The organism is Rhizobacter terrae, assembly GCF_003852895.1.
GTDB lineage: Bacteria > Pseudomonadota > Gammaproteobacteria > Burkholderiales > Burkholderiaceae_C > Albitalea > Albitalea terrae.
Map to the genome: position 1 here is coordinate 636,759 of NZ_QUSW01000001.1, position 22,183 is coordinate 658,941.

General features: G+C 65.7%; 19 protein-coding genes. 8 read left to right on the plus strand and 11 right to left on the minus strand.

From position 1 onward, the window contains the following. The first annotated feature begins 99 nt into the window (after nt 1-99). Entirely contained in the window at nt 100-1,125 is a 1,026-nt protein-coding gene (gene truD, locus DZC73_RS02920) for a tRNA pseudouridine(13) synthase TruD (protein WP_124538689.1), read from the plus strand. A 1-nt stretch (nt 1,126) separates the two neighbouring features. On the opposite strand, the gene DZC73_RS02925 is transcribed toward truD, so the two are convergent. From DZC73_RS02925 to DZC73_RS02940, 4 genes are all read right to left on the minus strand, one after another. Beyond that, the gene (locus DZC73_RS02925; protein WP_235834960.1) at nt 1,127-2,224 is read right to left on the minus strand and encodes a D-alanyl-D-alanine carboxypeptidase family protein; all 1,098 of its coding nucleotides are present in this window, start codon (nt 2,222-2,224) and stop codon (nt 1,127-1,129) included. A 353-nt stretch (nt 2,225-2,577) separates the two neighbouring features. Further along, on the minus strand, nt 2,578-4,599 hold the full coding sequence (locus tag DZC73_RS02930) for a S9 family peptidase (protein ID WP_161974428.1): 2,022 nt from the start codon (nt 4,597-4,599) through the stop codon (nt 2,578-2,580). 125 nt (nt 4,600-4,724) lie between these two features. Beyond that, nucleotides 4,725-5,063 carry a DUF805 domain-containing protein gene (locus DZC73_RS02935; RefSeq protein WP_124538692.1) on the minus strand — a complete coding sequence of 113 codons (339 nt, stop codon included), beginning with the start codon at nt 5,061-5,063 and terminating at the stop codon, nt 4,725-4,727. A gap of 89 nt (nt 5,064-5,152) precedes the next feature. Continuing rightward, a complete protein-coding gene (locus DZC73_RS02940; protein ID WP_124538693.1) occupies nt 5,153-5,479 on the minus strand; it encodes an EthD family reductase in 327 nt (108 codons plus the stop codon). Between the two features lie 450 nt (nt 5,480-5,929). On the opposite strand from DZC73_RS02940, the gene DZC73_RS02950 reads away from it, so the two are divergent. Next, nucleotides 5,930-6,628 carry a hypothetical protein gene (locus DZC73_RS02950; RefSeq protein ID WP_124538695.1) on the plus strand — a complete coding sequence of 233 codons (699 nt, stop codon included), beginning with the start codon at nt 5,930-5,932 and terminating at the stop codon, nt 6,626-6,628. A 10-nt stretch (nt 6,629-6,638) separates the two neighbouring features. On the opposite strand, the gene DZC73_RS02955 is transcribed toward DZC73_RS02950, so the two are convergent. The 5 genes from DZC73_RS02955 to DZC73_RS02975 form a co-directional block, all read right to left on the minus strand. Further along, the gene (locus DZC73_RS02955; protein ID WP_124538696.1) at nt 6,639-7,319 is read right to left on the minus strand and encodes a Fe2+-dependent dioxygenase; all 681 of its coding nucleotides are present in this window, start codon (nt 7,317-7,319) and stop codon (nt 6,639-6,641) included. 3 nt (nt 7,320-7,322) lie between these two features. After that, nucleotides 7,323-9,536 (minus strand): TonB-dependent receptor, encoded by a 2,214-nt coding sequence (locus DZC73_RS02960; protein ID WP_124538697.1) that lies wholly within the window; start codon nt 9,534-9,536, stop codon nt 7,323-7,325. Nucleotides 9,537-9,613: 77 nt separating this feature from the next. Next, nucleotides 9,614-10,033, minus strand: a complete 420-nt coding sequence (locus DZC73_RS02965; RefSeq protein WP_124538698.1) for an ExbD/TolR family protein — start codon at nt 10,031-10,033, stop codon at nt 9,614-9,616. 10 nt (nt 10,034-10,043) lie between these two features. Further along, nucleotides 10,044-10,790 carry a MotA/TolQ/ExbB proton channel family protein gene (locus DZC73_RS02970; RefSeq protein ID WP_407924084.1) on the minus strand — a complete coding sequence of 249 codons (747 nt, stop codon included), beginning with the start codon at nt 10,788-10,790 and terminating at the stop codon, nt 10,044-10,046. Continuing rightward, on the minus strand, nt 10,790-11,488 hold the full coding sequence (locus tag DZC73_RS02975) for an energy transducer TonB (protein WP_124538700.1): 699 nt from the start codon (nt 11,486-11,488) through the stop codon (nt 10,790-10,792). The genes DZC73_RS02970 and DZC73_RS02975 overlap by 1 nt, the downstream gene beginning before the upstream one ends. Nucleotides 11,489-11,696: 208 nt before the next feature. Here DZC73_RS02975 and DZC73_RS02980 point away from each other — a divergent pair, with 208 nt between their 5' ends. From DZC73_RS02980 to DZC73_RS02995, 4 genes are all read left to right on the plus strand, one after another. Beyond that, a complete protein-coding gene (locus DZC73_RS02980) occupies nt 11,697-12,353 on the plus strand; it encodes a peptidylprolyl isomerase (RefSeq protein ID WP_235834961.1) in 657 nt (218 codons plus the stop codon). A gap of 344 nt (nt 12,354-12,697) precedes the next feature. Further along, entirely contained in the window at nt 12,698-13,894 is a 1,197-nt protein-coding gene (locus tag DZC73_RS02985) for an alginate lyase family protein (protein WP_124538701.1), read from the plus strand. 6 nt (nt 13,895-13,900) lie between these two features. Beyond that, nucleotides 13,901-14,746 carry a hypothetical protein gene (locus DZC73_RS02990; protein WP_124538702.1) on the plus strand — a complete coding sequence of 282 codons (846 nt, stop codon included), beginning with the start codon at nt 13,901-13,903 and terminating at the stop codon, nt 14,744-14,746. A 72-nt stretch (nt 14,747-14,818) separates the two neighbouring features. After that, nucleotides 14,819-15,202, plus strand: coding sequence for a hypothetical protein (locus DZC73_RS02995; protein ID WP_235834962.1), 384 nt, complete (start codon nt 14,819-14,821; stop codon nt 15,200-15,202). Between the two features lies 1 nt (nt 15,203). Here DZC73_RS02995 and DZC73_RS03000 read toward each other — a convergent pair whose 3' ends face one another. Then, a complete protein-coding gene (locus tag DZC73_RS03000; RefSeq protein WP_124538703.1) occupies nt 15,204-15,953 on the minus strand; it encodes an SDR family NAD(P)-dependent oxidoreductase in 750 nt (249 codons plus the stop codon). A 478-nt stretch (nt 15,954-16,431) separates the two neighbouring features. Continuing rightward, nucleotides 16,432-18,471 (minus strand): hypothetical protein, encoded by a 2,040-nt coding sequence (locus DZC73_RS03005; RefSeq protein ID WP_124538704.1) that lies wholly within the window; start codon nt 18,469-18,471, stop codon nt 16,432-16,434. Nucleotides 18,472-18,713: 242 nt separating this feature from the next. Here DZC73_RS03005 and DZC73_RS03010 point away from each other — a divergent pair, with 242 nt between their 5' ends. Both DZC73_RS03010 and DZC73_RS03015 read left to right on the plus strand, forming a co-directional pair. Further along, the gene (locus DZC73_RS03010; protein ID WP_124538705.1) at nt 18,714-19,991 is read left to right on the plus strand and encodes an RNA polymerase sigma factor; all 1,278 of its coding nucleotides are present in this window, start codon (nt 18,714-18,716) and stop codon (nt 19,989-19,991) included. A gap of 72 nt (nt 19,992-20,063) precedes the next feature. After that, on the plus strand, nt 20,064-22,181 hold the full coding sequence (locus DZC73_RS03015; protein ID WP_235834963.1) for a TonB-dependent receptor: 2,118 nt from the start codon (nt 20,064-20,066) through the stop codon (nt 22,179-22,181). The last annotated feature ends 2 nt before the right edge of the window (nt 22,182-22,183 follow it).

The window sequence follows — 22,183 nt, forward strand, 5'->3', positions numbered from 1 at the left end:
TCATCAGGGCATGCGGGCACGGAGACAATCACTGCCTGGACTGCCCCTGGACGGCCAGGCAGCCTGTCCCTCTCTACAACTGGTGCCGTCAGACTGCACATGACAGACGCTCAATACACGACCTTGCCGCAGTGGCCCAACGCTTATCCGGCCAGCGGCGCCAGCGCCACCCTGAAATTCCTCAACGAGGATTTCATCGTGACCGAACTGCCGCTGCAGCTCCCCTGCGGTGAGGGCGAACACATCTGGCTGGACATCGAAAAGAACGGTGCCAACACCGCCTTCGTCGCCCAGCAGTTGGCCGAAGCCGCCAACGTGCAAGAAAGGGACGTGGGCTATGCCGGCCTCAAGGACCGCTACGCCATCACCCGCCAGTGGTTCAGCATCTATCTGCCGAATGCGAAAGGGAAAGGCGAGACGCCCGACCTGACCCAGCTTAAGCACCCGGAATTCAAGGTACTGGGCCAGAGCCGCCACGTGAAAAAGCTGCGCCCCGGTGATCTGCAGGGCAACCGATTCCGCATCGTGCTGCGTGACGTGACCGGCGACCGCGACGCCATTGAGCCCAATCTTCAGGCCATTGCGTCACTCGGCGCGCCCAACTACTTCGGCGCTCAGCGTTTCGGCCACGACGGCGGCAACGTCGAGCAGGGCCGTGCCATGCTGGCGCGCGAAATCCGCGTGCGCAACCCGAAGAAGAAGGGCATCTACCTGTCGGCGGTGCGCTCCTTCGTCTTCAATGAAGTGCTGGCGCTGCGAATTCAACAGGGACTCTGGGGCAAGACCCTGCCCGGTGACGTGATGGACGAGGCGGGCCGGCCCACCGGACCGCTCTGGGGGCGGGGCCGCGTGATCGCCACCGATCAGGCGCAGGCCCTGGAAAACGGAGTGGCTGAACGTCACGCCGCCTTGTGCGACGGCATGGAACACGCCGGTCTGGATCAGGAGCGCCGCGCCCTGGTGGCGAGCCCGGCGGACATGTCATGGGAATGGCCGCAAGCCGATCAACTGGTGCTCACGTTCACTTTGCCCGCCGGGATTTACGCCACTTCTGTCCTGAAGGAAATCCTCCGCACCACGGAGCCTGACCGGCACACAGAGAACGAGTCCGCGGCTGCCGAATGAGCTACTTTGAGAACCAACCGGAGATGCGCTGGCGCAAGCGCAGGAAGAATCCGGCACGCTCCACGCCTGCCAGCGCGACGACCGGCGCCTCCCCGAGTTGCTTGCCGTTGGCGGTGACGACAAGCTTGCCGATCACCGCACCCTTGGCAACCGGCGCCTCCAGGCCGGGGTTCAGCGAGACCGAGGTCTTGACCGCGGCGCCTTGTCCCTTGGGGATCATCAGCGTCAATGCCTGTGCAGCGCCCGCGGCCACATCGGGCGCCACGCCGTACTGCACCTTGGCGGTGGCCAGCGTCGTGCCTGCCTGGACGGGGGTGGCCTCCTCGAAGTTGGCGTAGCCCCAGTTGAACAGCACCCGCGTCTGGTCAGCGCGGGCTTGCGCGCTGTTGGCGTTCATGATGACCGAGATCAGGCGCATGCCGTTGCGCTTGGCCGATGCGGTCAGGCAGTAGCCGGCTTCCTCCGTGTGCCCCGTCTTGAGTCCGTCGACCGTCGGATCGGTGTACAGCAACGCATTGCGATTGCCCTGCTTGATGCCGTTGTAGGTGAACTCGTGCTCCGCGTAGATCGGGTAGTACTCGGCACTGTTGCGGATGATCGCCTGGGCAAGCACGGCCAGGTCGCGTGCCGAGGCCTTGTGGTTGGGATGGGGCAGCCCGGCCGAATTCTCGAAGTGCGTGCGCGTCATGCCCAGCTTGGCCGCTTCCGCGTTCATCATGACGACGAACCCGGCTTCCGAGCCACCGATGTGCTCGGCCAAGGCCTTCGAGGCGTCGTTCCCGCTGTCGATGACGACACCACGCAGCATGTCCATCAAGGACGCCTGCGCATTGAGCGGCACGAACATGCAGCTGTCGCCGTCCTTGCCACCGCGGCACCAGGCGCTCTGGCTCATGGTGACCGGGTCGTTGGGCTTCAGCTTGCCGCTCTTGAGCCCCTGTTCCACCAGGTAGCTGGTCATCATCTTGGTCAGGGACGCGGGCGGCAGCGGTTCGTCCGGATTGGACGAGGCGATGACCTGCCCCGTGTTGAAGTCCATGAGCACCCACGCCTTGTTGGCCAGCACCGGCACGGACTGCCCATTCGCGTCGGTGGTCATCGCGGGTTCGGTGGATTCGGCGGCCGGCTTTGACTTGTGAGCTGCGGCGTGGGGTTTGGAATGCGGCTTGCCGGAAGCAGCCCCAACCGAACAGACCAGGATCGCGGTTGCAACGACGGAAGGGAGTAAACGGGAAATCCGGAGATTGGGGGTCATGAAGAAAATTTTCCTGAAGAAGCCAGCATCTGGTCGCGTCCCGTCGGGGACGGCGGAAACTGGCTCTGCGTCCATGGGTATGCTCGACAGTGGTCGTGCGTGGGTGCTGATCCCATTGTGGCGGATCTTCATGCCCCCATTGACACCACCCAAACGCCCAAGCAGCAACCGCTCAACGGCGGTGCCTGAACCTTCGCCTACTTGGTCGAGGCCATCGGCGCCACGGCCGGCGTGTTCGCCTTCATGAACTTGTCGAAGCGGTTGTAGAACTCGAAGACATTCGCATCCTGGCGGTAGCCGTGGGCTTCGTCGCTCACGAACATCCATTCGAAGGGCTTCTTGGCCTTGTCGAATGCCGACTTGATCGTGCGGCCGTTGGCAAAGTCCACGTTCCTGTCCTCGCCGCCGTAGGCGTGGAACACCGGCGCGGCGATCTTGTCCACGTGGCGAGCCGGTGATTGCTTCTCGAACAGGTCCTTGTCGGCCGACTGGTCGCCGTTGATGATCTTCGCAAGGTCGCTGAAGTCGCTGTAGAGCTGCGCCGGTTGCGTGTCCTGGTGGACGGCCATGTCGGTCACGCCCACGTAGTTCACGCCCCACTTGAAGAGATCGGGCCGCCGCACCATCGCCTGCAGCGTGGCATAGCCGCCGTAGCTTGCGCCATACACCGCCACGCGCTTGCGGTCGGCGTAGCCTTCCTTGATGGCCCATTCGACGCCATCGATCATGTCGTCGATCATGGTGTCGCCCCAGTGCTTGTAGCTCAAGCGCAGGTGATTGGCACCATAGCCGGTGGAACCGCGGAAGTTCGGCTGCAAGACCGCATAGCCACGGTTGGCCATGAACTGCACTTCCGCGTTGTACTGCCAGTTGTCCTTGGCCCAGGGCCCGCCGTGCGGGTGCAGGATGAGCGGCACCGGAGAGCCCTTGACGTAGTTCTTCGGCAAGGTGAGGTAGCCGTCGATGCGCACGCCGTCGCGCGCCGTCCAGCTCACGGGCATCATCGGCGCCATCTTCTTCGGATCGATGTCGGGCCGCACGCGGATGCCGGTGTCCTCCAGCCGGCGCTTGTCGCGGTCGAACAGGAAGTACTGGCCGGGGTTGGTGTCCGAGCGGGAGAAGACGAGCGTCGTCGATGCGCTGAGGCTGAAGGAGTTGTTCATGCCCGGCAAGGAAGCGTCGACCATGGCCTGGGTTCGCGCGGCGGCTTCATCGAAGAAGTACCGGCGCGGCTTGTCAGCCTGGTAGGAGATGCCCACGAGCTTGCCCGGGGACTCCTCGGTGCCGGCGAAGATCAGGTTGCCGCCTTCGCCCAGGGCCTCGCCGATGAGGCCGAACGATGCGATGTCGTAGCGGGCGTCGCCGAACACCAGCTCGCCGAGCTTGCCGGCCTGCACGTCGTACTTGAAGAGAGCCAGCGTGTCGCGGCCGACGTTGCTCGCGACATAGAGCGTGTTGCTGTCCTGCGGGTCAAAGGCCATGGGAATCACGACGTCGCGCAACTGCTCGTCCCATTGGGCGGCCGTGACCCACTCGCCGCCCTTGAGCAGGCTGAACCACCAGCGATTCTTCTTGCTGTCGTGGTTGAAGGTCGCCCTCGGCGCCATGTCGTCGTCGAGCACCCACCTGACGACGTGGCCGGGGCCCCGGTCCGTCACGAGGGTCTTCCGCCCGGAGAGGGTGTTCATCCGATAGATGTCGGCGGTTTCGACATTGCGGTCGTTGGCCTCGACCAGGACTTCTTCCTTGTTGCCCTTGATGCGCCCGAGGATGCGGGTGGTGCGCCAGACAAACTTCACGGACGAACCACCGTCCATGGGTTCCACCAGCATGCGTTCTCGCGATCCATCGCGGTCGATGGCGAAGAGGCCACCGGTGTTGCGCGTCTCGATCCCTTGCATGTCGACCAGCGTGAAGGCGATCCGCTCGTTGTTCACCCAGCGCGGCTGAAGCACATCCAGGTCGCGGAAGTTGGTCAGCCGCACAGCCTTTCGGTTCTCGAGGTCGATGACCGCAAGGTTGCTGCGGCCATTGGACGGCATCAGTGCCGCCATGAACTTCTGGTCCGGGGAGAGCACCAGGCCGGTGAACGCCGGCTTCTTGAACAGTGTCTCGATCGGAATTTCTTCCACCGGCGCTTGCGCCCTCACCGACGAGACGCACAGCAGCGCCGCCGCTGCCAAGGGCCAGACTGCCCGCTTGATGAATCCCAGGTTCATTCCCATGTCTCCCATGCACGCACACACGTGGCACTGACCATGCACCGGCGGGAGCCACGGAGTCCGTGCATCGACCAATCCGACGGTGCCAACGAGCGAAATATTATCCGCGCCGGTCAGAAGGGCTAGGCTTCGCGCAAGCTTGTTTGCTCAAAGCGATTCGGCTCCGCAGGTTTTTCGACGAGCCAGACGATCATGAGAATGAACCCGACAAGGGGAACGAGTTCGATAAGCTGCCACCACCCGCTGCGATTGGTGTCATGCAGTCTTCTGGTCGTGACCGCCACTGTTGGCACCAGCACGGCAAGCCAGAACAAGTCGCACAGCTTCTCGTGCACGATCGCGAGCGCCGACGAAACGAGAAACAAGAACAGAACCCACCACCAGTACTCGGCCCGAGACGCGCGGCCCTGGAAATCGGCGTACCTCTGAAGGCATGCCTGAACTGCGTGTGAGAACTCCATTTTCTTCCACCTCCCTGTTCGTACTACAGGACCGATTTTCGCATCCTGGCACCAGGCGCCCGGGTGTCGTCAAGCTCCGTCCGGTGCGATCAACGATCCGACCTCTCGACGACAACCTCGCTGATCTGGACCACCGGCACGATGTCGGTGTAGTTGGCGATGTCGCCCCGGATCTCGGCCCGGTGCTCCTGCGACGCGGCGAGGTAGGCTTCGGCCGAGTCACAAATGAACGCACACATCGCCACGAAGGCTGGCGGCGAACCAGGCTCCCTGCCCGCCAGCCCCTTTTCGACGGTGTAGTAGGCGCAGGCACTGCCCAGCCTGGCCTTGACCATCGGCATGTGCCGGTCGCGGTAGTAAGCGTGGTCGAAGCGTGCGCCTTCGGTGTACGGGTACATCACGGTGACTTTGATCATGTGGTCCTCCTTGCCATCATTGGCGTCGCAACACAGGGATTCTCGTTGCAAACACGGCTGCTCTTGCGGTACACCGGTGCACAGCTGCCGCGGGGTTGTCGAAGAGACCTGGAACAAGAAGTTGGCGACCATCTCGGTGCTCTCTGGGTGGAGAACCTGTTCGGGCGTGACTACAACGACAATCCTGTCGTGATCGATCACGTTTTCCAAGGCTGGACTTTCGGCGAGCCGGGAAGTGATGCGAAACACCTCATCCAATGTGCGGATGCGCCGCGCTCGCAGCGCGAAAAGAATTCCTCGGTCCGAGTTCATCGGGCGCCGACGAAAGGACGCCATGCCCACAGGCGCAGACGCTTCGCAATCTGGTGGCAATCGAAGGCGGTGTCCTGGTCGATGCATTGACGAAACGCTGAACCCCGCCGTATCGCGGCATCCACCCGGAGACCTCGCATGTATCCCCTGGCACTGACCCTGAATGGCCTGGCCATCATCGTGTGGCCGCTGATCGATCCCGTCCCGCAGCGCAGCTGGATCGCCGTGCTGGTCCTGATGGCCGTGTTCACGCTGGTCGCCGGCAGGGGCGTCACGGGCGTGTGGCGAGGCGCCCTGATCGACGAGCGCAACGTCATCTCGCTGTCGCGCTTCCAGATGGCCTTGTGGACGGTGCTGATCCTGTCCGCGTTCTTCTGCGCAGCGATGAGCAACATCGCCGCGAAAGATGCTTCCGCGCTGAGCATCGCGGTACCGCACGAACTGTGGGCGCTCATGGGCATCAGCGCCACCTCGCTCGTCGCCTCCCCGCTGATCCTGTCCAACAACAAGCAGCAGGCCCTGACGCTGGCCGCCCCGACACAGAAGCCCCGGGTCAATGCCTCGCCCGACGCCGCCCAGTGGTCGGACCTGTTCAAGAGCGAGCAGGAAGACCCCGCCAAGCCGCCCTCTCCTCACCTGGACCTCACGCGCATCCAGATGTTCTTCTTCACGCTCGTCACCGTGGTGGCCTATGCCAGTCTGCTGTGGACCCGCTTCGGCAGCATCCCCACAGGAGGCCTGCACGAACTGCCGGTACTGGACTCCAGCATGGTGACCTTGCTCGGCATCAGCCACACCGGCTACCTGGTCGCCAAGGCGGTGCCGCGCGCGACGTGACGACGTCGCGCTACGGCGAAGCCCACATGCGCAGAAGGTTGTGATAGCAGCCGGTGAGTTGCACGCGGGCTCCTTCGTCGGCGCCAGTCTGTGCCAGCCGCTGGATGGACGTGTCCATGTCCAGCAGCAGGCTGCGCTGGCCGGCATCACGCACCATGCTCTGCACCCAGAAGAAGCAGGCCAGGCGAGCCCCGCGCGTCACCGGCTCGACGCGATGCAAGCTGGTGGACGGGTACAGCACCATGTGGCCCGCGGGCAGCTTGACGGACTGGGCGCCATACACGTCCTCGATCAGCAGCTCTCCGCCGTCGTAGTCCAGCGGCTCGCACAGGAAGAGCGTGGCCGACAGGTCGGTCCGGATGCGTTCCCCGCTGCCGGGCATGAGCCGGATGGCGTTGTCCACGTGGTTGCCGAAGGCTTCTCCGCCCTCGTAGCGGTTGAACATGGGCGGGTAGACCTTGGCGGGCAGTGCGGCGCTGATGAAGAGAGGATGCTTCTCCAGCGCCGCAAGCACAACGTCACCCAGCGCCGCGGCCAGCGGTGAACCTTCGCGCAATTGCCGGTTGTTCTTCACCGGGGCGCCCTGGTGCCCTGCGGTGGCGAGGCCGCTGACCCAGTCGGCGGCAAGCAACTGCGAACGCACGGCAAGCACCTGCTCGTGCGTGAGTACGTCGGGAAGCTGGACGATCATGGTTCAGAAGCGATAGACCACGCTGGCCAGCGCGGTACGGCCGCGCACCGGCGTGGCCCGGCCTGCGCTGCTGCCCTCGAAGTACAGCTTGTCCGTCAGGTTCTGCAAGTTCAGCCGCACCTCGAAGTTCTTCTCCAGGTAGGCCACCGTCGCATCGAGCCGCGTGAAGCCATCGACCATCGCGGTCTCGTAGTTGTTCAGCGTGCGGGCACTGGAATACAGCACGCCGCCACCGATTTCCCATTTCGGCTGCACGCGCCAGGTGGTCCACACCGTGGCGTTGTGGCGAGGCGTGCTCGGTGTGCGCTTGCCTTGGGCTGCAATGCCGGCATCCACACCCGTGCCCACTTCCGGCGACTGCACGATGCGGCCATCGAGGTAGGTGTAGCCGCCAAAGACCTGCCAGGTCGGCGTGATGCGGCCCGCGGCGCTCAGCTCCACGCCCTGCACGCGGATGCGGCCTGCCGTGACTGTCACGCTGCCGGCGCCGTCGCGCATGCGGGCGTTGGTCTTCTCGGTGCGGAAGAGCGCACCCGTCAGAGAGAGCTCGCCGTCGAGCACGTCCCACTTCACGCCGGCTTCGATGGAGCGGTTCTTCTCCGCATCGAGCTGCGCGGTGGCGGCAGTGGCCGTGACGGTCTCGGCCGAAGGGTTGAACGAGGTGCCGTAGGACGCATACCAGGACTGCGCCTCATTGGGCTGGAACAGCACGCCGGCACGCGGGCTCAGCATGGTCTCAGACTTCGGTTGCGCCGCCGCCGTGGTGTCGGCCGGGAAGCCGCTGGGCAACGTGTACTTCACGAGGTCGCTGCTGGCCTTGAAACGCTCGGCACGCAGGCCGCCGACCAGCTTCCATTGCTTGCCGATGTCCAGCTGCTCGTTGACGTACGCGGCCAGCGTGTCGGCCTTGCCGGTGACGGTGCGGCTGAGCGCGCGGCTGCCCTGGCGCGTGCCGTTGACGGGGTTGCCCAGGTTGATGGCGGCATCCGCGGCCGCGGTGTTCCACACGTAGCGGTCTTCCTTGCTCTCCTCGTGGGCGATCTCGATGCCGGTGGTCACGGTGTGGCGCAGGGCATCGTCGCCGAACTTCATCACCAGGTCGGTCTGGTTGCTGAAGCTCTTGTCATGGATCACGCGATCGCGGTCCTGGCGCGGCGCGCTCAGCAGCGACAGCGGGTCGTTCAGCGAAGGCGTGCCGCCGCCCGTGCGCGTCACCGTGCCCAGCGGAGAAGGCGATGCCTCGGTCACGTTCGCGCTCACGAGCGTGCGGTTGCGCAGCATGGTGGTCGCGCTGAACTTGTGCTGCATGCCGGCCGTGAGCACGTTCACCGACTGGTTGTAGAAGTCGTCGGTGTAACCGTAGAACACGTTGGCCGCAGCCTGGATGGGCTTGCGCACCGTGCCCGCGCCGTTGGTGGTGACGAAAGGGAAGCCGTAGTCGGGCAGGTCGCGGTTGCGCTGGAGAAGCGCCGAGAAAGTCACCTCGGTAGGCGTGTTGATACCGAAGCGTACCGAGGGCGCGATGCCGAAGTCCTTCAGGCGCTCGACGTCGCGGGTGGATTGGATGTCTTGCCCGAAGATGGCCACGCGCGCGGCCGACGTTTCGGACAGCTTGCGGTTCACGTCGCCCGTCACGCGGTAGTAGTCGTCGGTGCTGAGGGTCGCGACGACTTCGGTGCGGTCACGCAGGTCCGGCTTCTTGCTGACCTGGTTGATGACGCCGCCGGTGGATCCGCGGCCGAACAGCATCGACGACGGCCCCTTCAGCACTTCCACCGCCTCCAGCGAGAAGGTGTCGCGCGTGTACTGGCCGCGATCGCGCAGGCCGTCGAGGTACACGTCGGTGCGGGCCGAGAAGCCGCGCAGGTTGATGTTGTCACCGATCACCCCGCCCTCGCCCGCGCCCAGCGTGATGCCGGGCACGTTGCGCAGCGAGTCCTTGAGCGATGCAGCGGCCTGCGAGTCGAGCATCTTGCGGTCGATCACCGTCACCGATTGCGGGATGTCGCGCACCGGCGTGTCGAACTTGGCGCCGGCGCTGGAGCTGCCGTTGTCGCGCTCGCGCGTGGCCGTGGCCTTGATCTCGGGCAGCGAGGCTTCGGCAGGCTTGGGGGCATCGGGCTTCTTCGCCTCCTGGGCGTGTGCGGTGCCGAAGGCCAGCGCCAGGGTGGCCGCGCGAAGACTCAGCGGAACGGCTCGGTTCTGTTTGTGGTTCATGGTGCGTTGAAAGGGTGAACAAGGGCCGCCTCTCCCCTGTGGAAGAGGCCAGCAGGATGGGATGGCGGCCGCGCCGCTCAGGGTTGCTCGGGATCGCTCACGAAGCCGACCTTGCTGAGCCCCGCCTTGGAGGCATCGGCCAGCGTCTGCGCCACGAAGCGATAGGCCACCGCCTGGTCCGCGCGCAGATGCACTTCGGGCTGCGGCTGCTTCTTGCTCTCGGCCGCGAAGCGTCGGGACGCCTCGGCGCGCGACACCGCCTCGCCGTTCCAGAACAAGGTGCCGCCCGCATCGATGGCAAAGTCGATCTTCTCGGCCTTCGCTTCATTGGCCTGCGACGTCGCCTTGGGCAGCTCCAGCTTCACCGCGTTGGTGAGCAAGGGCGCGGTGATGATGAAGATCACCAGCAGCACCAGCATCACGTCGATGAGCGGCACCATGTTGATGTCCGCGACCGGCGCGCTCGCGTTCTTGCTGTCGAAACTCGCGAAAGCCATGGCGCGTTCCTCAGGCCGGCTGCACGCGCTGCGGCAGCGCGCGCACGTTGGTCACGGCCGTGCCGTCGGCGCCCAGCGGCTGCCCCATGGCGACGAAGGTGTGCAGCTCGTAGGCGAAGGCATCGAGCTTGGCGACCATGACGCGGTTGGCACGCGTGAGCCAGTTGTAGCCCATGACCGCGGGGATGGCGACGGCCAGGCCCAGGCCGGTCATGATGAGCGCCTCGCCCACGGGGCCGGCCACCTTGTCGAGCGTGCCGGCCCCGCTCATGCCGATGGCCACCAGCGCGTGATACACGCCCCACACCGTGCCGAACAGGCCCACGAAGGGCGCGGTGGCGCCGACGGTGGCCAGCAGCGTGAGCCCGTTCTCCAGCCGCATGGTCTCTTCGTCGAGCACCTTCTTGATGGTGCGGGTGACGAAGTCGCTGGCCGTGCCCGCCTCCTCCAGCTTGGCCGCGCCGTACTTGGCGTGGTGGGCCTGCGCGTGCATGGCGTGGCTGGTGAGGTGCGAGAACGGATCGGTCGCGCCGTGCGTGGCGATCTCATTGGCCACCGCATCGAGCGAGGTCGCGTTCCAGAAGAGGTTGAGGAAGCTCTCGCTGCGGCTGCGCCGCACGATGAGCGTGAGCCCCTTCACCGCGAGGATGGCCCAGGAGATGACCGACATGGCCAGCAGGATGAAGAGCAGGGCCTTGCCCACGCCATCGGCTTGCGCGATGAAGTGGCCCATGCCAAGGGCGGTGTCTTGGTTCATCATTTCTCCAGATCGAAAGACAGGGGCACGAGCGCCCAGCCGGATGCCGGCTGGCCGTCGACGGTGTAGGGTTTGAAGCGGGCCTTCTGGATGGCGGCGGTAGCGGCTTCGTCCAGGCGAGGGAATCCGGTGGACTGGCTCACCAGCACCTGCCGCGGCAGTCCGGCTTCGTCGATGAAGACGCGCAGCACCACGCGGCCTGATTCGCTGGCGCGGCGCGAGGCGCGGGGGTACACGAGCTGCGGCGGCTCGAGGTACTGGACGGCTGATGGCGGGATGGTGCGGGCAGCGGGCGCAGGTGCGGGCGGCGTGGGTGCCGGTACGGCCACAGCCACCGGTGGTGCTGGTGGCTCGGGCGGCGGTGCGGTGAACTGTTCAGGCTGTGGCGTGGGCGTGGGAGCCGCCGTCACGATGGGCCGCTGCAGCGGCGGCGGTGCCTTGGTGACCGCAGGCGCAGGCAGCGCGGGAGGCTTCTCGGGCGCCACCATGCTCACGAAGATCGGCGCGACCTCTGCCACCGCCTCGCGGACTTCGCGCACCTGCATCAGCCCATGGCCCAAGGCGGCATGCAGCGCGACGATGACACCCACCATCGCCCGCCGCTGGTTCGGCGTGAGCGAGTCGGCGCGCTGACCGGTGCGCGGCAGCCTCGCGGCGGGCGAAGGAGTCGACAGCAGGTGATGGGGTGCGGCAGTCATGTCGGAATCGGTCAGCCCTCATCGGGACGGACCGGACTCTAACACAATTGATAATCGTTCTCATTTGCTATTGCACTTGTATTGAGTGCATGGCAAAACAGACAAACGCGACCAGCGCACAAGGCTTTGTCGATCCGTGCCGCGGCTCATTGAGAATGCGCGGCGACCGCCACCGCGGCATCTTCGTCAACCGACATCCACCGATCTCATGACCACATCACGCCTGATCCCGCTGTTCATGTCCATGGCCTTCCTCAGCGCTTGCGGCGGAGGCGGCTCCGATGCCGGCACCGCGCCGACGCCCACGCCACCGGCCCCGTCGAACACCTGCAGCGCCGCAGGCGTGGCGGCGTCCAACGCGAGCACCCTCAACACCGTGTGCATGCTGACCACCCAAGGCGAGATCGTGGTGGAGCTGGAAGCGGCGAAGTCGCCCATCACCGTCGCCAACTTCCTGAAGTACGTGACGGCCAACCGCTACGACAACACGCTGTATCACCGCGTGGTCGCGGGCTTCGTGATCCAGGGCGGCGGCTACACCGCCAGCGGCGCCAGCGTCGCGACCTACGCGCCCATCACGCTCGAGAGCAACAACGGCCTGAGCAACGTCCGCGGCACCATCGCCATGGCCCGTACGAGCGATCCCAACTCGGCCACCAGCCAGTTCTTCTTCAACACCGTGGACAACAGCGCCTGCCTGGACCGCGGCAAGACGGTGTGCGACGCCACCGGCAACGGGTATGCGGTGTTCGGGCGGGTGATCTCCGGTCTGGACACCGTGGACAAGATCGCGGCCGTGTCGGTGGATGGCAACTCGCAGCCGCGCACGAATGTGGTCACGTATTGGGCCAAGCAGTTGAAGTAAGGCCAATGAAGCAAGCCCATCGTCATCAGACAACTTTCGTTGCAAACGCTAGGTGTTTCCACCGTCTTGTCTGATGACCGTGCGTGATTCAATCTCACGCCATGGGACCGCTTCCACGATGCATGGAGCGGCCCAGCGAACAGACCTCGCCCAGAACCCGACGGCACGTCGACGCGAGGTCGGAGGAGCCACGCCGGCCCGTGCGCGCAAGCGCCTGCGGGCGGCTGGACGGTTGGGATCACACCTGAGGATGTTCACGAGCGTGTCCACGCTCGCCGCCGGTGTGCCCGAACCATCCGCGGCCCCTCGCCACCACCTTCGTGAGACGAGTGAGGAGAACACCGATGAGCTTCCAACACACCCCTGCCGCGCGCCGCCTGCGCTGGGCGCTGGCCCCTGTCACCCTGGCCCTGTTGTCTGCCTGCGGTGGCGGCGGCAGCGACGATGCCACCAGCGACGCCATGTCCGCATCCGCCAGCGACGGCGTCCGCCGCGCACAGGCCGTGGTGCCATCGACATTCCGCCACCCCGGCATCTTCGCGACGCAAGCGAGGCTGGACAGCTTCAAGGCGGCACAGAATTCGCCCAACCCGAGCGTGATGAAGATCGGCTACCAGGCCGTGACCAGCGATGCGCGCAGCGAGCACACCTACCCGCACAAGGCGCTGTCCAACGTGGAGGTGGTGGGCAGCGCCATCGGCGACCAGGAGAAGCGCTTCAAGGACGATGCGCAGGCCGCCTACCTGAACGCGCTGCGCTGGGTGAAGACCGGTGACGCGCGGCACCGTGACAAGGCGGTGGCCATCCTCAACGACTGGGGGCGCACCTTCCGCACGTTCTCGGTGGCCTCGGGCACGAATGCGGCGCAGGTGCAGCTGGAAGCGGCGTGGATGCTCCCGGTGTGGGTGAGCGCGGCGGAGATCATCCGCCACTACAACAACGGCGAGGCCGGCTGGTCGCAGGCCGACATCAACACCTTCAACGGCTTCGTGGACCGGCTCTACAACCAGGCCGAGCAGGCGCGCACCCGCGTCAACAACTGGGCGGTGTCTGCAGGTCTGGCGATGATGGCCGCGGGCGTCTACCAGAACAACACCTCGCGCTACTCGGCCGGGCTTCAGCGCATCACCGAGATGATCCCGCTGTCGGTGTTCTCCAGTGGCGAGGTCAACGAGCTGAAGGCGCGAGACTGCACGCATCCGCAATACAACCTCGAAGGCCTGGCGCAAGCGGCGGAGATGGCAGTGATCCAGGCCGGCGACACCTCGGTGTGGATGTGGACGGGCTCCGGCGAGACGACGCCGCGCCTGGCCAAGGGGCTGGAGTACATGGCCAAGTCGCTGATGAACGGCAGCGGCGTGCGCAACTGCCAGGGGCAGCACCTGGAGGCGGGGTACATGGACATCGCGGTGAACGGCTACATGAACCGCGGCGTGGCAATTCCGAACTTCCAGCAGTTGGCCAAGCAGCGCAGGCCGGACGCGGGGTCGATGCAGTTCCTGGGGTGGACGACGGCCACGCACGGGCGGGATGACTACTGAGCCGCGATGACACGGATGCAGCCATCGCGGCTGCATCCGTCTTCTGGTAGCGTCTCCACCACGAACGTTGCCGACAGCATTTCATTGAGCCCGAACTTTCACCGTCCTTCCCTGCGTCCGGCAGTGGCCGAGGTGTACGAGACATTCCGCCGCCACGCAGCGCCGAGCTTCCCTTTGGATGTCTGCCTGATGTGCTGCGTCTCAGAGGAGGTCGAACGAGCGTTGCGCGAATGGCCCCTGGAACAGATCACCGCCCGGCATCTCTACGAATACAACGGCTCGGCCAAGGGCATCGTTCAACCTGTGCAGGAGGTGAAGCACCTCCTGCCCCGCATGCTCGATCTGCTGTCCGAGGGTGAGGAGATTCATCACTCCATCGAACTGTCCCTCATCAGACTCGGGCTGTGCCCGGAAGGCAGCTGGAACGACGCCGAGCGGCGCGTGCTCGACCGCTTCGCGCTCGCCTACTTCGCCCTCATCCTGCACGGCGAACGCCGATGGCACGAGGAACCGTTGAGTGTCCTGTTGATGTTCCACATCGGTGGATTTGCGGTCCAGCCCCTGCTCGACCTTTGGTTGCAAAGCGAAGATCCCGTGTCTACCGTGCAATTCGTGACTGGGACCTACTGGGATTTCTGGGAGGATCGCAAATACCGCAATGCTTTCGCCTCGGACCGCCATGCCTTTCAAGCGCAGCTCCAGGCATGGATGCTCGACCCAGTCCATCGGCAACGCTTTGCTTCGAAGATGCTGACACCGGCATTCCAGGCCTTGGCAGACGTTCAACCGCCGATCGGACACATGCCGTTTCTCATGATGGCCGAGGGCGTTTTCGACCAGTTGACGCAGTAGTCCATATGTCCGCGCTTGTGCAGCGCAGCGGCTATGCGCGGGTCCATGGCACGACGCCGCCGATCTTCAGCCTTGAACCTGTCGATCTGGTGCGTCACAAACTCGTCCCTCCAAGAGCCTGAGCGTCTTCCCCTCCACATCTTCTCCACTATCACCTTGCGCTACCTCACCTTCACCCTCAGCGAAGACACCGACGGCATCAGCACCCTGGACGCCATGGCTTCCACCCGCCCGGAAAGCCATGCCGAGGTGATGCGCGAGGTCCAGAACATCCTCGATTGGGCGCACCGCCGCTTTCCGGACCGGCACGGCCCCATCGAAGACGGCATGGCCTGGAACCACGACCTGCTCGTGCAGGAAGAGGATGGCGGCTGGCACACCGTCACCCTCTCCCTCGCGGGATCTCCTCAGTTCATCGACGCATTCGCCGCCGAGTTCGGCGACGCGATGGACTGACTCAGCGCATCCCGCCGCTGGTCAGCAGCGTTTCGCCCGTCAGCCACTTCGCATCGTCAGACGCCAGGAACACCGCCACCGGCGCGATGTCGTCCACCTGGCCCGTGCGGCCCAGTGGCGTCTGGCCGACGAAATGGGACTCCATCTCCGAGCCGATGGCGCCGAACGAGCGGGTGCCTTCGGTCTCCACCAGGCCCGGGTTGATCGCGTTGACGCGGATCTTCCTTGGCCCGAACTCGCGTGCCCACACGCCCGTCAACGCGTCGACCGCGCCCTTGGTGCCCGAGTACACACCGGAGTTCGGCGGCGTGATGCGCGTGACGCCCGAGCTCACGTTGATGATGCTGGCGCCTTCCTTCAAATGAGGCAGCGCCGCCTGCGTGACGAGAATGGGGCCCAGCACGTTGACGTCGAACTGGCGATGGAAGTGCTCTTCGGTCACTTCCTCCAACGGCAGGAACTCATAGACGCCCGAGTTGTTGACCACGACGTCCAGCCTGCCGAAGTGCTCGACGGCCGCGGCCACCAGCGCCTTGGCTTGCGCAGCCTTGGAGACATCGCCTCCTACCGCCACCGCCTTGCCGCCGGCGGCGGTGATCTCGCCAACCACCTTGTCGGCCCCTTCACGACTGCTCGCGAAGTTGACCACGACCGAGGCGCCTTCGGCCGCCAATGCGCGGGCGATGCCCGCGCCAATGCCCTTGGATGCGCCGGTGACGAGCGCGACCTTGCCTGTGAGTTTGTTGCTCATGTGATGTGTGTCCGAAGTTGAGATTTGCCCGGAGCCGGCAGCAGCACCCCGCAGCGCACCGCCCCGAAAGGCCGCTGGGTGGAAGGCAGGTGTTCTGGGCCTGTCTTCGTTCGTGGCCCTGACGCATGCGTCGGGGCGTACTGCGAATGGTGGAGATGAAGGCCGCGGTTGATAAGACGGCTGGGATGAGGAGGTGTGGCTCGCTGATTGCAACAATCATCGGACCCCACTCCATGAATCGACCCCTCGCAGTCGTACCCTTCAAGCGTGGTACCACTATCCGATCGACGAGTCGCAGGAGCAGCCTCAGCATGAGCCGCTGCAGACGGACATCTAACGTTCGTGTTGCTTGATGGGCTGTCTCAATGAAAGGACACGCACGCACAACGCCATGGGCTCGCAAGCCGCACTGCCGTCAACGCAGACCGCCCGCGTCGGCATCGGGTGCCGACGTGGGCAGAACTTGTGATGCGCCCCTCTACTGGGCCAGCACCGTCGCCGTCAGATCACGGCACCCCTCCCACCAGCAACCGATGCTGTCCCGATACGGCAGCAGCGTCTGCCACTTCGGGCTCACGGCATCGCTGTCGAACAGCGTCTCCTTCAGGCCCCACGCGCCCCACTGGCTGTAGGCCGACACGAAGTTGAAGGCCGCGAACACCTGGCCTTTGTTGCCCTGCGGGCCCGCGGCCATCCAGTCGTCCATCATGGTGGTGTAGGCACGCCCCATCAAGGCATGGTGGCTCGCATTGCTGAACAGCTGCGTCCACGCCTTGACGAACTGGGCACCCTTGTCCTGGCAGGCCTTGAGCGCATCGCCCGACAGACCCCCGCAGTCGCGGTACAGGTTCACGAGGTGCTGGCCACCTTCATAGGCATACAACGGCTTCTTGCCGGCCAGAGCCTTCCTGTAGTCGTCCATCCAGCCTCGGGCTTCCATCAGGGCACCGTTCTTCTGCTCCTGCCCGGTCTTGCCCGCGGCATACAGCGGCGGAACCACCACGTTGTCGTTGGCGTCCTTGGCGCGGATCTCCTCGAACAGCTTGCCGATGCCGCCATCGGGCTGGGTGAACCAGTTGCTGGCGATGTAGTCCTGCCGCGCATTGCCGTCGGCGATGTACACGCCGAAGTACGGTGCGATGGCCACCACGTCGATGCTCTGCTCGCAAGCGTGCCCGATGATCGGCGCACCCTTGGGGCAAGGCAGGCTGACGTTGAGGACGTTCCAACTGCCGCCGCTGGCCTGCGCATTCAGCACGCACTTCACGCGGCCGGCGTCCGAACCGAACTCGGCCTTGACGATGTCGCAGACCTGCGCCAAGCGCATGGCGTGGTAGTTCAGCACCCATTCGTGCTTGCTCTGCCCCTTCTTCGGATCGGGCACGCCCCACAGGCCCACTGCCTTGTCATACATCGAGTTGTACTGGCGGAACTGCCCGTTCCACGGCTCGTTGTTGTACTCGACGAGCACCTGCGACTGCGTGTCCAGCTGGGACTTCAGCAACTTGCCGGCGTTGTGGACATAGTCGTCCGTGGCTTCGGTCGGGATGTTGACCCACGCATCCGCCTGCACCGCGTTGGCCAGCGACACCATGGCCGCGAGCGGAACGCCGTACTTTCCGGTCCAGGTCGCGTCGGCCTTCTTGGGCCTGTCAGCCCAGTTCGCCAGGGTCGAGTCGTTGGTGTGGCCCCAGTCCATGAACCGCAGTGCACGCATGCCGTTCAGGTGGGCACGGAAGGTGGGGTACCAGGCCTGCGTCTGCGCCAGCGTCTCGAAGTTGATGAAGCTGTTGCCGCTGCCCGTGCAGTCCGCCGCCTTGCCGACCACCACCAGCTTGGCGCTGCTGCACACGCCACCGGGCGGATAGACGCGGATGTTGCGGATGTAGTCCGACGCGACCGTGCTCCTGATGCGAATGAAGAACGCGCTGTCGGGCTTGTTGAATACCTCCACCTGCACCCGGTGGTCATCGAGGCGCGTGACCGCCCCGCCCGATTGGAATTCGATGTCGCCCTTCCCGTCGTACACGACGGTGTAGGTGCCAGCGGGATGCGCTCCACCGTCGCCCTGGAACACCAGCGACGTCACCATGTGGTACTTCACGTTGGGGTCGTCCACCGACGGAATGCTGCGCACCCAGCCGTTCTCGTCCAGGTCCAGCTTCGCCTCCTCCAGCGTGTCCCAGGCGCTCTTGCCCTGGTCCTTGTCCGCCTGGTTGAAGGTGCAGCTGCCCGGGTCGTACGGGGTGTTGACGGCGTCGCACGAGGTGACCCAGGTGCTGGCGCGCTTGAACTGGTCGATGGTGGGCAGGTCGGTGGACCAGTACTCCAGGCTGGACAGGTTGACGGCCAGGCCGCTGAAGCGCCTGGGGTTGGCCGCGACCGCGGCCGCCTGAGAGACCGCCTCCTGCGCCCGGACCTGGCTGCCGGGCTGCTGTGCTTCTCCTCCTCCGCACCCATGCAGGCCGAGAACGGCCAGGGGCAGGATCAGCCACCCGAGGGCACGTGCTGATGCCATGGTGAACCTCCGATTGTTTGTTGTGGTGGCGGCACCTTAGCGGCCGCTTCCGCAGCAGCAAGACCCACTCCAGCCAAGCGCAGGATCGGCCCGGTGAACGGTCGATCCAGACCCTTGGGCGGAAACCCACGACGGCCGTGCGCGCGCTGTCCGCACCCGTCACCCACAGATGGACAAAATCGCCATCCCCAGATGTCGATTTCGGGCATCCTGATTCGTCGACTGCCGAGAGGACAGATTCCATGAGCACCACGGCCACCCACCGCGCCATCGACGCCGTCTGGCGGATCGAATCCGCCAAGATCATCGCCACCGTCGCCCGCATGCTGCGCGACGTGGGCATGGCCGAGGAGCTGGCGCAGGACACGCTGCTCACCGCCTTGGAAACCTGGCCCTCCACCGGCGTGCCCGACAACCCGGGCGCCTGGCTCACCGCCGCGGCGAAGAACCGCGCGCTGGACTACCTGCGCCGCCAGCAGCTGCTGGACCGCAAGCACGAGGAGCTCGGCCACGAGATGGCCCTGCGCGAGGAGGTGGCACGCGTGGACTTCACCGAACTCCTGGACCAGGACATCGACGACGACATGCTGCGGCTGGTGTTCACCGCCTGCCACCCGGTGCTCTCCACCGAGGCGCGCGTGGCGCTCACGCTGCGCCTGCTGGGCGGCCTGACGACCGATGAGATCGCCCGGGCCTTCCTGGTGCCCGAACCCACCATCGCGCAGCGCATCGTGCGGGCCAAGCGCACCTTGTCGGAAGCGCGCGTGCCCTACGAGGTGCCGCGGGCCGACGAGCTGCCGGCGCGGCTGTCCTCGGTGCTGGAGGTGATCTACCTCATCTTCAACGAGGGCTATTCGGCCACCGCCGGCGACGACTGGATGCGGCCCGCGTTGTGCGAGGAAGCCTTGCGGCTGGGGCGCATCCTGGCCGAGCTGACACCGCGCGAGCCGGAGGTGCACGGGCTCGTGGCGTTGATGGAGATCCAAGCCTCGCGCTCGCGCGCCCGCGTGGGGCCGCAGGGCGAGCCCATCCTGCTGCTGGACCAGAACCGCGCGAAGTGGGACCACATGCTGATCCACCGCGGGCTGACGGCGCTGGAGCGGGCCGAGGCCCTGGGCGGGGCGCTGGGGCCCTACGCGCTGCAGGGCGCCATCGCGGCCTGCCACGGACGGGCCAAGACAGCGCAGGAGACCGACTGGGCCCGCATCGCGGCACTGTATGACGCGCTCTACCAGCTCTCGCCCTCGCCGGTGGTCGCGCTGAACCGGGCGGTGGCGGTGTCGATGGCCTTCGGTCCGCAGGCCGGGCTGGACCTCGCGGACCAGCTCGTGGCAGAGCCGCAGCTCAAGAACTACCACCTGCTGCCCAGCGTGCGCGGCGACCTGCTGGCCAAGCTGGGCCGGCTGCAGGAGGCCTGTGCGGAGTTCAAGAAGGCAGCGGACCTGGCCCGCAACGAGCGGGAGAAGGCGCTGCTGCTGTCGAGGGCGGCGGCCTGTGCGGAGGGGATGCTGCCTTCCTGAGCCGAGGCGGAGCAAGCGCGTTGCATCCGGTTGTCACGGATGCGCGTACAGAATCCCACGCTTGCTCACGCCATGAATCCCTTTCTCCATCTTCCATCGCTGCGCGACGCCCTCGCCCGGCTTCCCATCGGCCTGATTCCCCTGCAGATGCTGACGCTGCTGGCCCCTCACGCCAGGGCGCAGGACGCTGACACCCAAGTCGCATTGGCCAGGCAATCGCTGCCCACGGTGGAGATCACCGGCAACTACGCCAACGCCGTGGGCACCTCCGACGCCGCCAGCCAGGGCACCGTCACCGCCAAGCTGCTGGAAAGCCGACCCACGCTGCGTCCGGCCGAGGTGCTGGAGTTCGTGCCCGGCGTGATCGTCACCCAGCACAGCGGTGACGGCAAGGCCAACCAGTACTTCCTGCGCGGCTTCAACCTCGACCATGGCACCGACTTCGCGACCTGCGTCGACGGCATGCCGGTGAACATGCCTACCCATGCGCACGGCCACGGCTACTCCGACCTCAACTGGCTCATTCCCGAGCTGGTGAACCGCATCTCGTACAAGAAGGGGCCGTACTTCGCGGACGAGGGCGATTTCGCCTCCGCCGGTGCCGCGCACATCGACCTCTTCGACCAGTTGCCGCGCGGCGTGGGCAGCGTCACGCTGGGCCAGAACGGCTACCGCCGCGCCTTGCTGGCGAACAGTTCGGCCATGGCCTCAGGCCAGCTCCTGTACGCCGTTGAAGCTGCGCACAACGATGGCCCCTGGGATTCACCAGAGAAGTTCCACCGCTTCAACGGCGTGCTGCGCTACGCCACCCGCACGGACGACAGCCGAGCCGCATTCACCGCCATGGCCTACAACGCCGGCTGGAATTCCACGGACCAGATACCGCTGCGCGCGGTGCAGTCCGGCCTCGTCGGGCGCTTCGGCAACCTCGACCCGACCGACGGTGGCCAGACATCGCGCTACAGCCTGTCGTACGCCCTGCAGCGCACGCTGACGGACGGCCGTTTCAGCGTCGACGCGTACGTCATCCGCTCGACGCTCGACCTGTTCTCCAACTTCACCTTCTTCTCCGAAAACCCGGTGGATGGCGACCAGTTCGAGCAGGCCGAGCGCCGCCGCGTGATGGGCCTGACCAGCAGCCGCGCCTGGGACCATTCCCTGGCCGGCCACGACAGCACCACCACCGTCGGCCTGCAACTGCGCCACGACCGCCTCGACCCCGTGGGCCTGTATTCGACCGTGGCACGCCGGCGCACCGCCACCACGCAGGAAAGCCGCGTGCGCCAGACCAGCCTCGGCCTCTACGCCGAGAACAGCACGCAGTGGACGCCCTGGCTGCGCAGCATCGCCGGGCTGCGCGCCGACCGCTTCTCGTTCAGGGTGGACAGCTCCATCGCGCAGAACAGCGGCAGCCAGGGCGCGGGCATTGCTTCGCCCAAGCTGTCGCTGGTGTTCGGTCCGTGGGACAAGACGGAGCTCTTCATCAACTACGGCCACGGCTTCCACAGCAACGACGCTCGCGGCACCACCGCCACCGTCACTGCAAAGCCGCCGCACGATCCGGTGGACCGCGTGAATGCGCTGGTGCGTTCCAGGGGCGGCGAGCTGGGCTTGCGCACGGAGATCATCCCCGGCCTGCAAAGCTCGCTGGCGTTGTGGCAGCTCACGCTTGGCTCGGAGCTGCTGTTCGTCGGCGACGCCGGCGAGACCGAGCCCAACCGCGCGAGCAAGCGCTACGGCATCGAGTGGAACAACCACTACGCCGCCAGGCCCTGGCTGTTCTTCGATGCGGACCTCTCGCTCTCGCACGCGCGCTTCACGCAAGCCGACCCGGCGGGCGACCAGATTCCCGGGGCGATCCGCACCGTGGCTTCGTTCGGCGTGACGGTGGCTGACCGCGGCCCGTGGTCCGGCCAGTTCCAGCTGCGCTACTTCGGACCGCGCCCGCTCATCGAAGACGGGTCGCAGAACTCCAAGGCCACCACACTCGCGTACCTGCGTGCCGGCTACCGCGTGAGCAAGGACGTGAAGGTCGCGCTGGACGTGTTCAACCTCTTCGACAAGCAGGCCAGCGACATCGACTACTACTACGGCTCGCGACTGAAGGGCGAGGCGGCGGACGTGGACGACATCCACTTCCACCCGGTGGAGCCGCGCAGCGTGCGGCTCACGGTGTCGATGAACTTCTGAGC

Coding starts and splice junctions, on each gene's coding strand:
- DZC73_RS03015 (WP_235834963.1), top strand. CDS start 20,064: ATGAATCCCTTTCTCCATCTTCCATCGCTGCGCGACGCCCTCGCCCGG.
- DZC73_RS02980 (WP_235834961.1), top strand. CDS start 11,697: ATGACCACATCACGCCTGATCCCGCTGTTCATGTCCATGGCCTTCCTC.
- DZC73_RS02970 (WP_407924084.1), bottom strand. CDS start 10,790: ATGAACCAAGACACCGCCCTTGGCATGGGCCACTTCATCGCGCAAGCC.
- DZC73_RS03000 (WP_124538703.1), bottom strand. CDS start 15,953: ATGAGCAACAAACTCACAGGCAAGGTCGCGCTCGTCACCGGCGCATCC.
- DZC73_RS02990 (WP_124538702.1), top strand. CDS start 13,901: ATGACACGGATGCAGCCATCGCGGCTGCATCCGTCTTCTGGTAGCGTC.
- DZC73_RS02935 (WP_124538692.1), bottom strand. CDS start 5,063: ATGGAGTTCTCACACGCAGTTCAGGCATGCCTTCAGAGGTACGCCGAT.
- DZC73_RS02925 (WP_235834960.1), bottom strand. CDS start 2,224: ATGACCACCGACGCGAATGGGCAGTCCGTGCCGGTGCTGGCCAACAAG.
- DZC73_RS02950 (WP_124538695.1), top strand. CDS start 5,930: ATGTATCCCCTGGCACTGACCCTGAATGGCCTGGCCATCATCGTGTGG.
- DZC73_RS02965 (WP_124538698.1), bottom strand. CDS start 10,033: ATGGCTTTCGCGAGTTTCGACAGCAAGAACGCGAGCGCGCCGGTCGCG.
- DZC73_RS02955 (WP_124538696.1), bottom strand. CDS start 7,319: ATGATCGTCCAGCTTCCCGACGTACTCACGCACGAGCAGGTGCTTGCC.
- DZC73_RS02960 (WP_124538697.1), bottom strand. CDS start 9,536: ATGAACCACAAACAGAACCGAGCCGTTCCGCTGAGTCTTCGCGCGGCC.
- DZC73_RS02930 (WP_161974428.1), bottom strand. CDS start 4,599: ATGAACCTGGGATTCATCAAGCGGGCAGTCTGGCCCTTGGCAGCGGCG.
- DZC73_RS02985 (WP_124538701.1), top strand. CDS start 12,698: ATGAGCTTCCAACACACCCCTGCCGCGCGCCGCCTGCGCTGGGCGCTG.
- DZC73_RS03005 (WP_124538704.1), bottom strand. CDS start 18,471: ATGGCATCAGCACGTGCCCTCGGGTGGCTGATCCTGCCCCTGGCCGTT.
- truD (WP_124538689.1), top strand. CDS start 100: ATGACAGACGCTCAATACACGACCTTGCCGCAGTGGCCCAACGCTTAT.
- DZC73_RS02975 (WP_124538700.1), bottom strand. CDS start 11,488: ATGACTGCCGCACCCCATCACCTGCTGTCGACTCCTTCGCCCGCCGCG.
- DZC73_RS02940 (WP_124538693.1), bottom strand. CDS start 5,479: ATGATCAAAGTCACCGTGATGTACCCGTACACCGAAGGCGCACGCTTC.
- DZC73_RS03010 (WP_124538705.1), top strand. CDS start 18,714: ATGAGCACCACGGCCACCCACCGCGCCATCGACGCCGTCTGGCGGATC.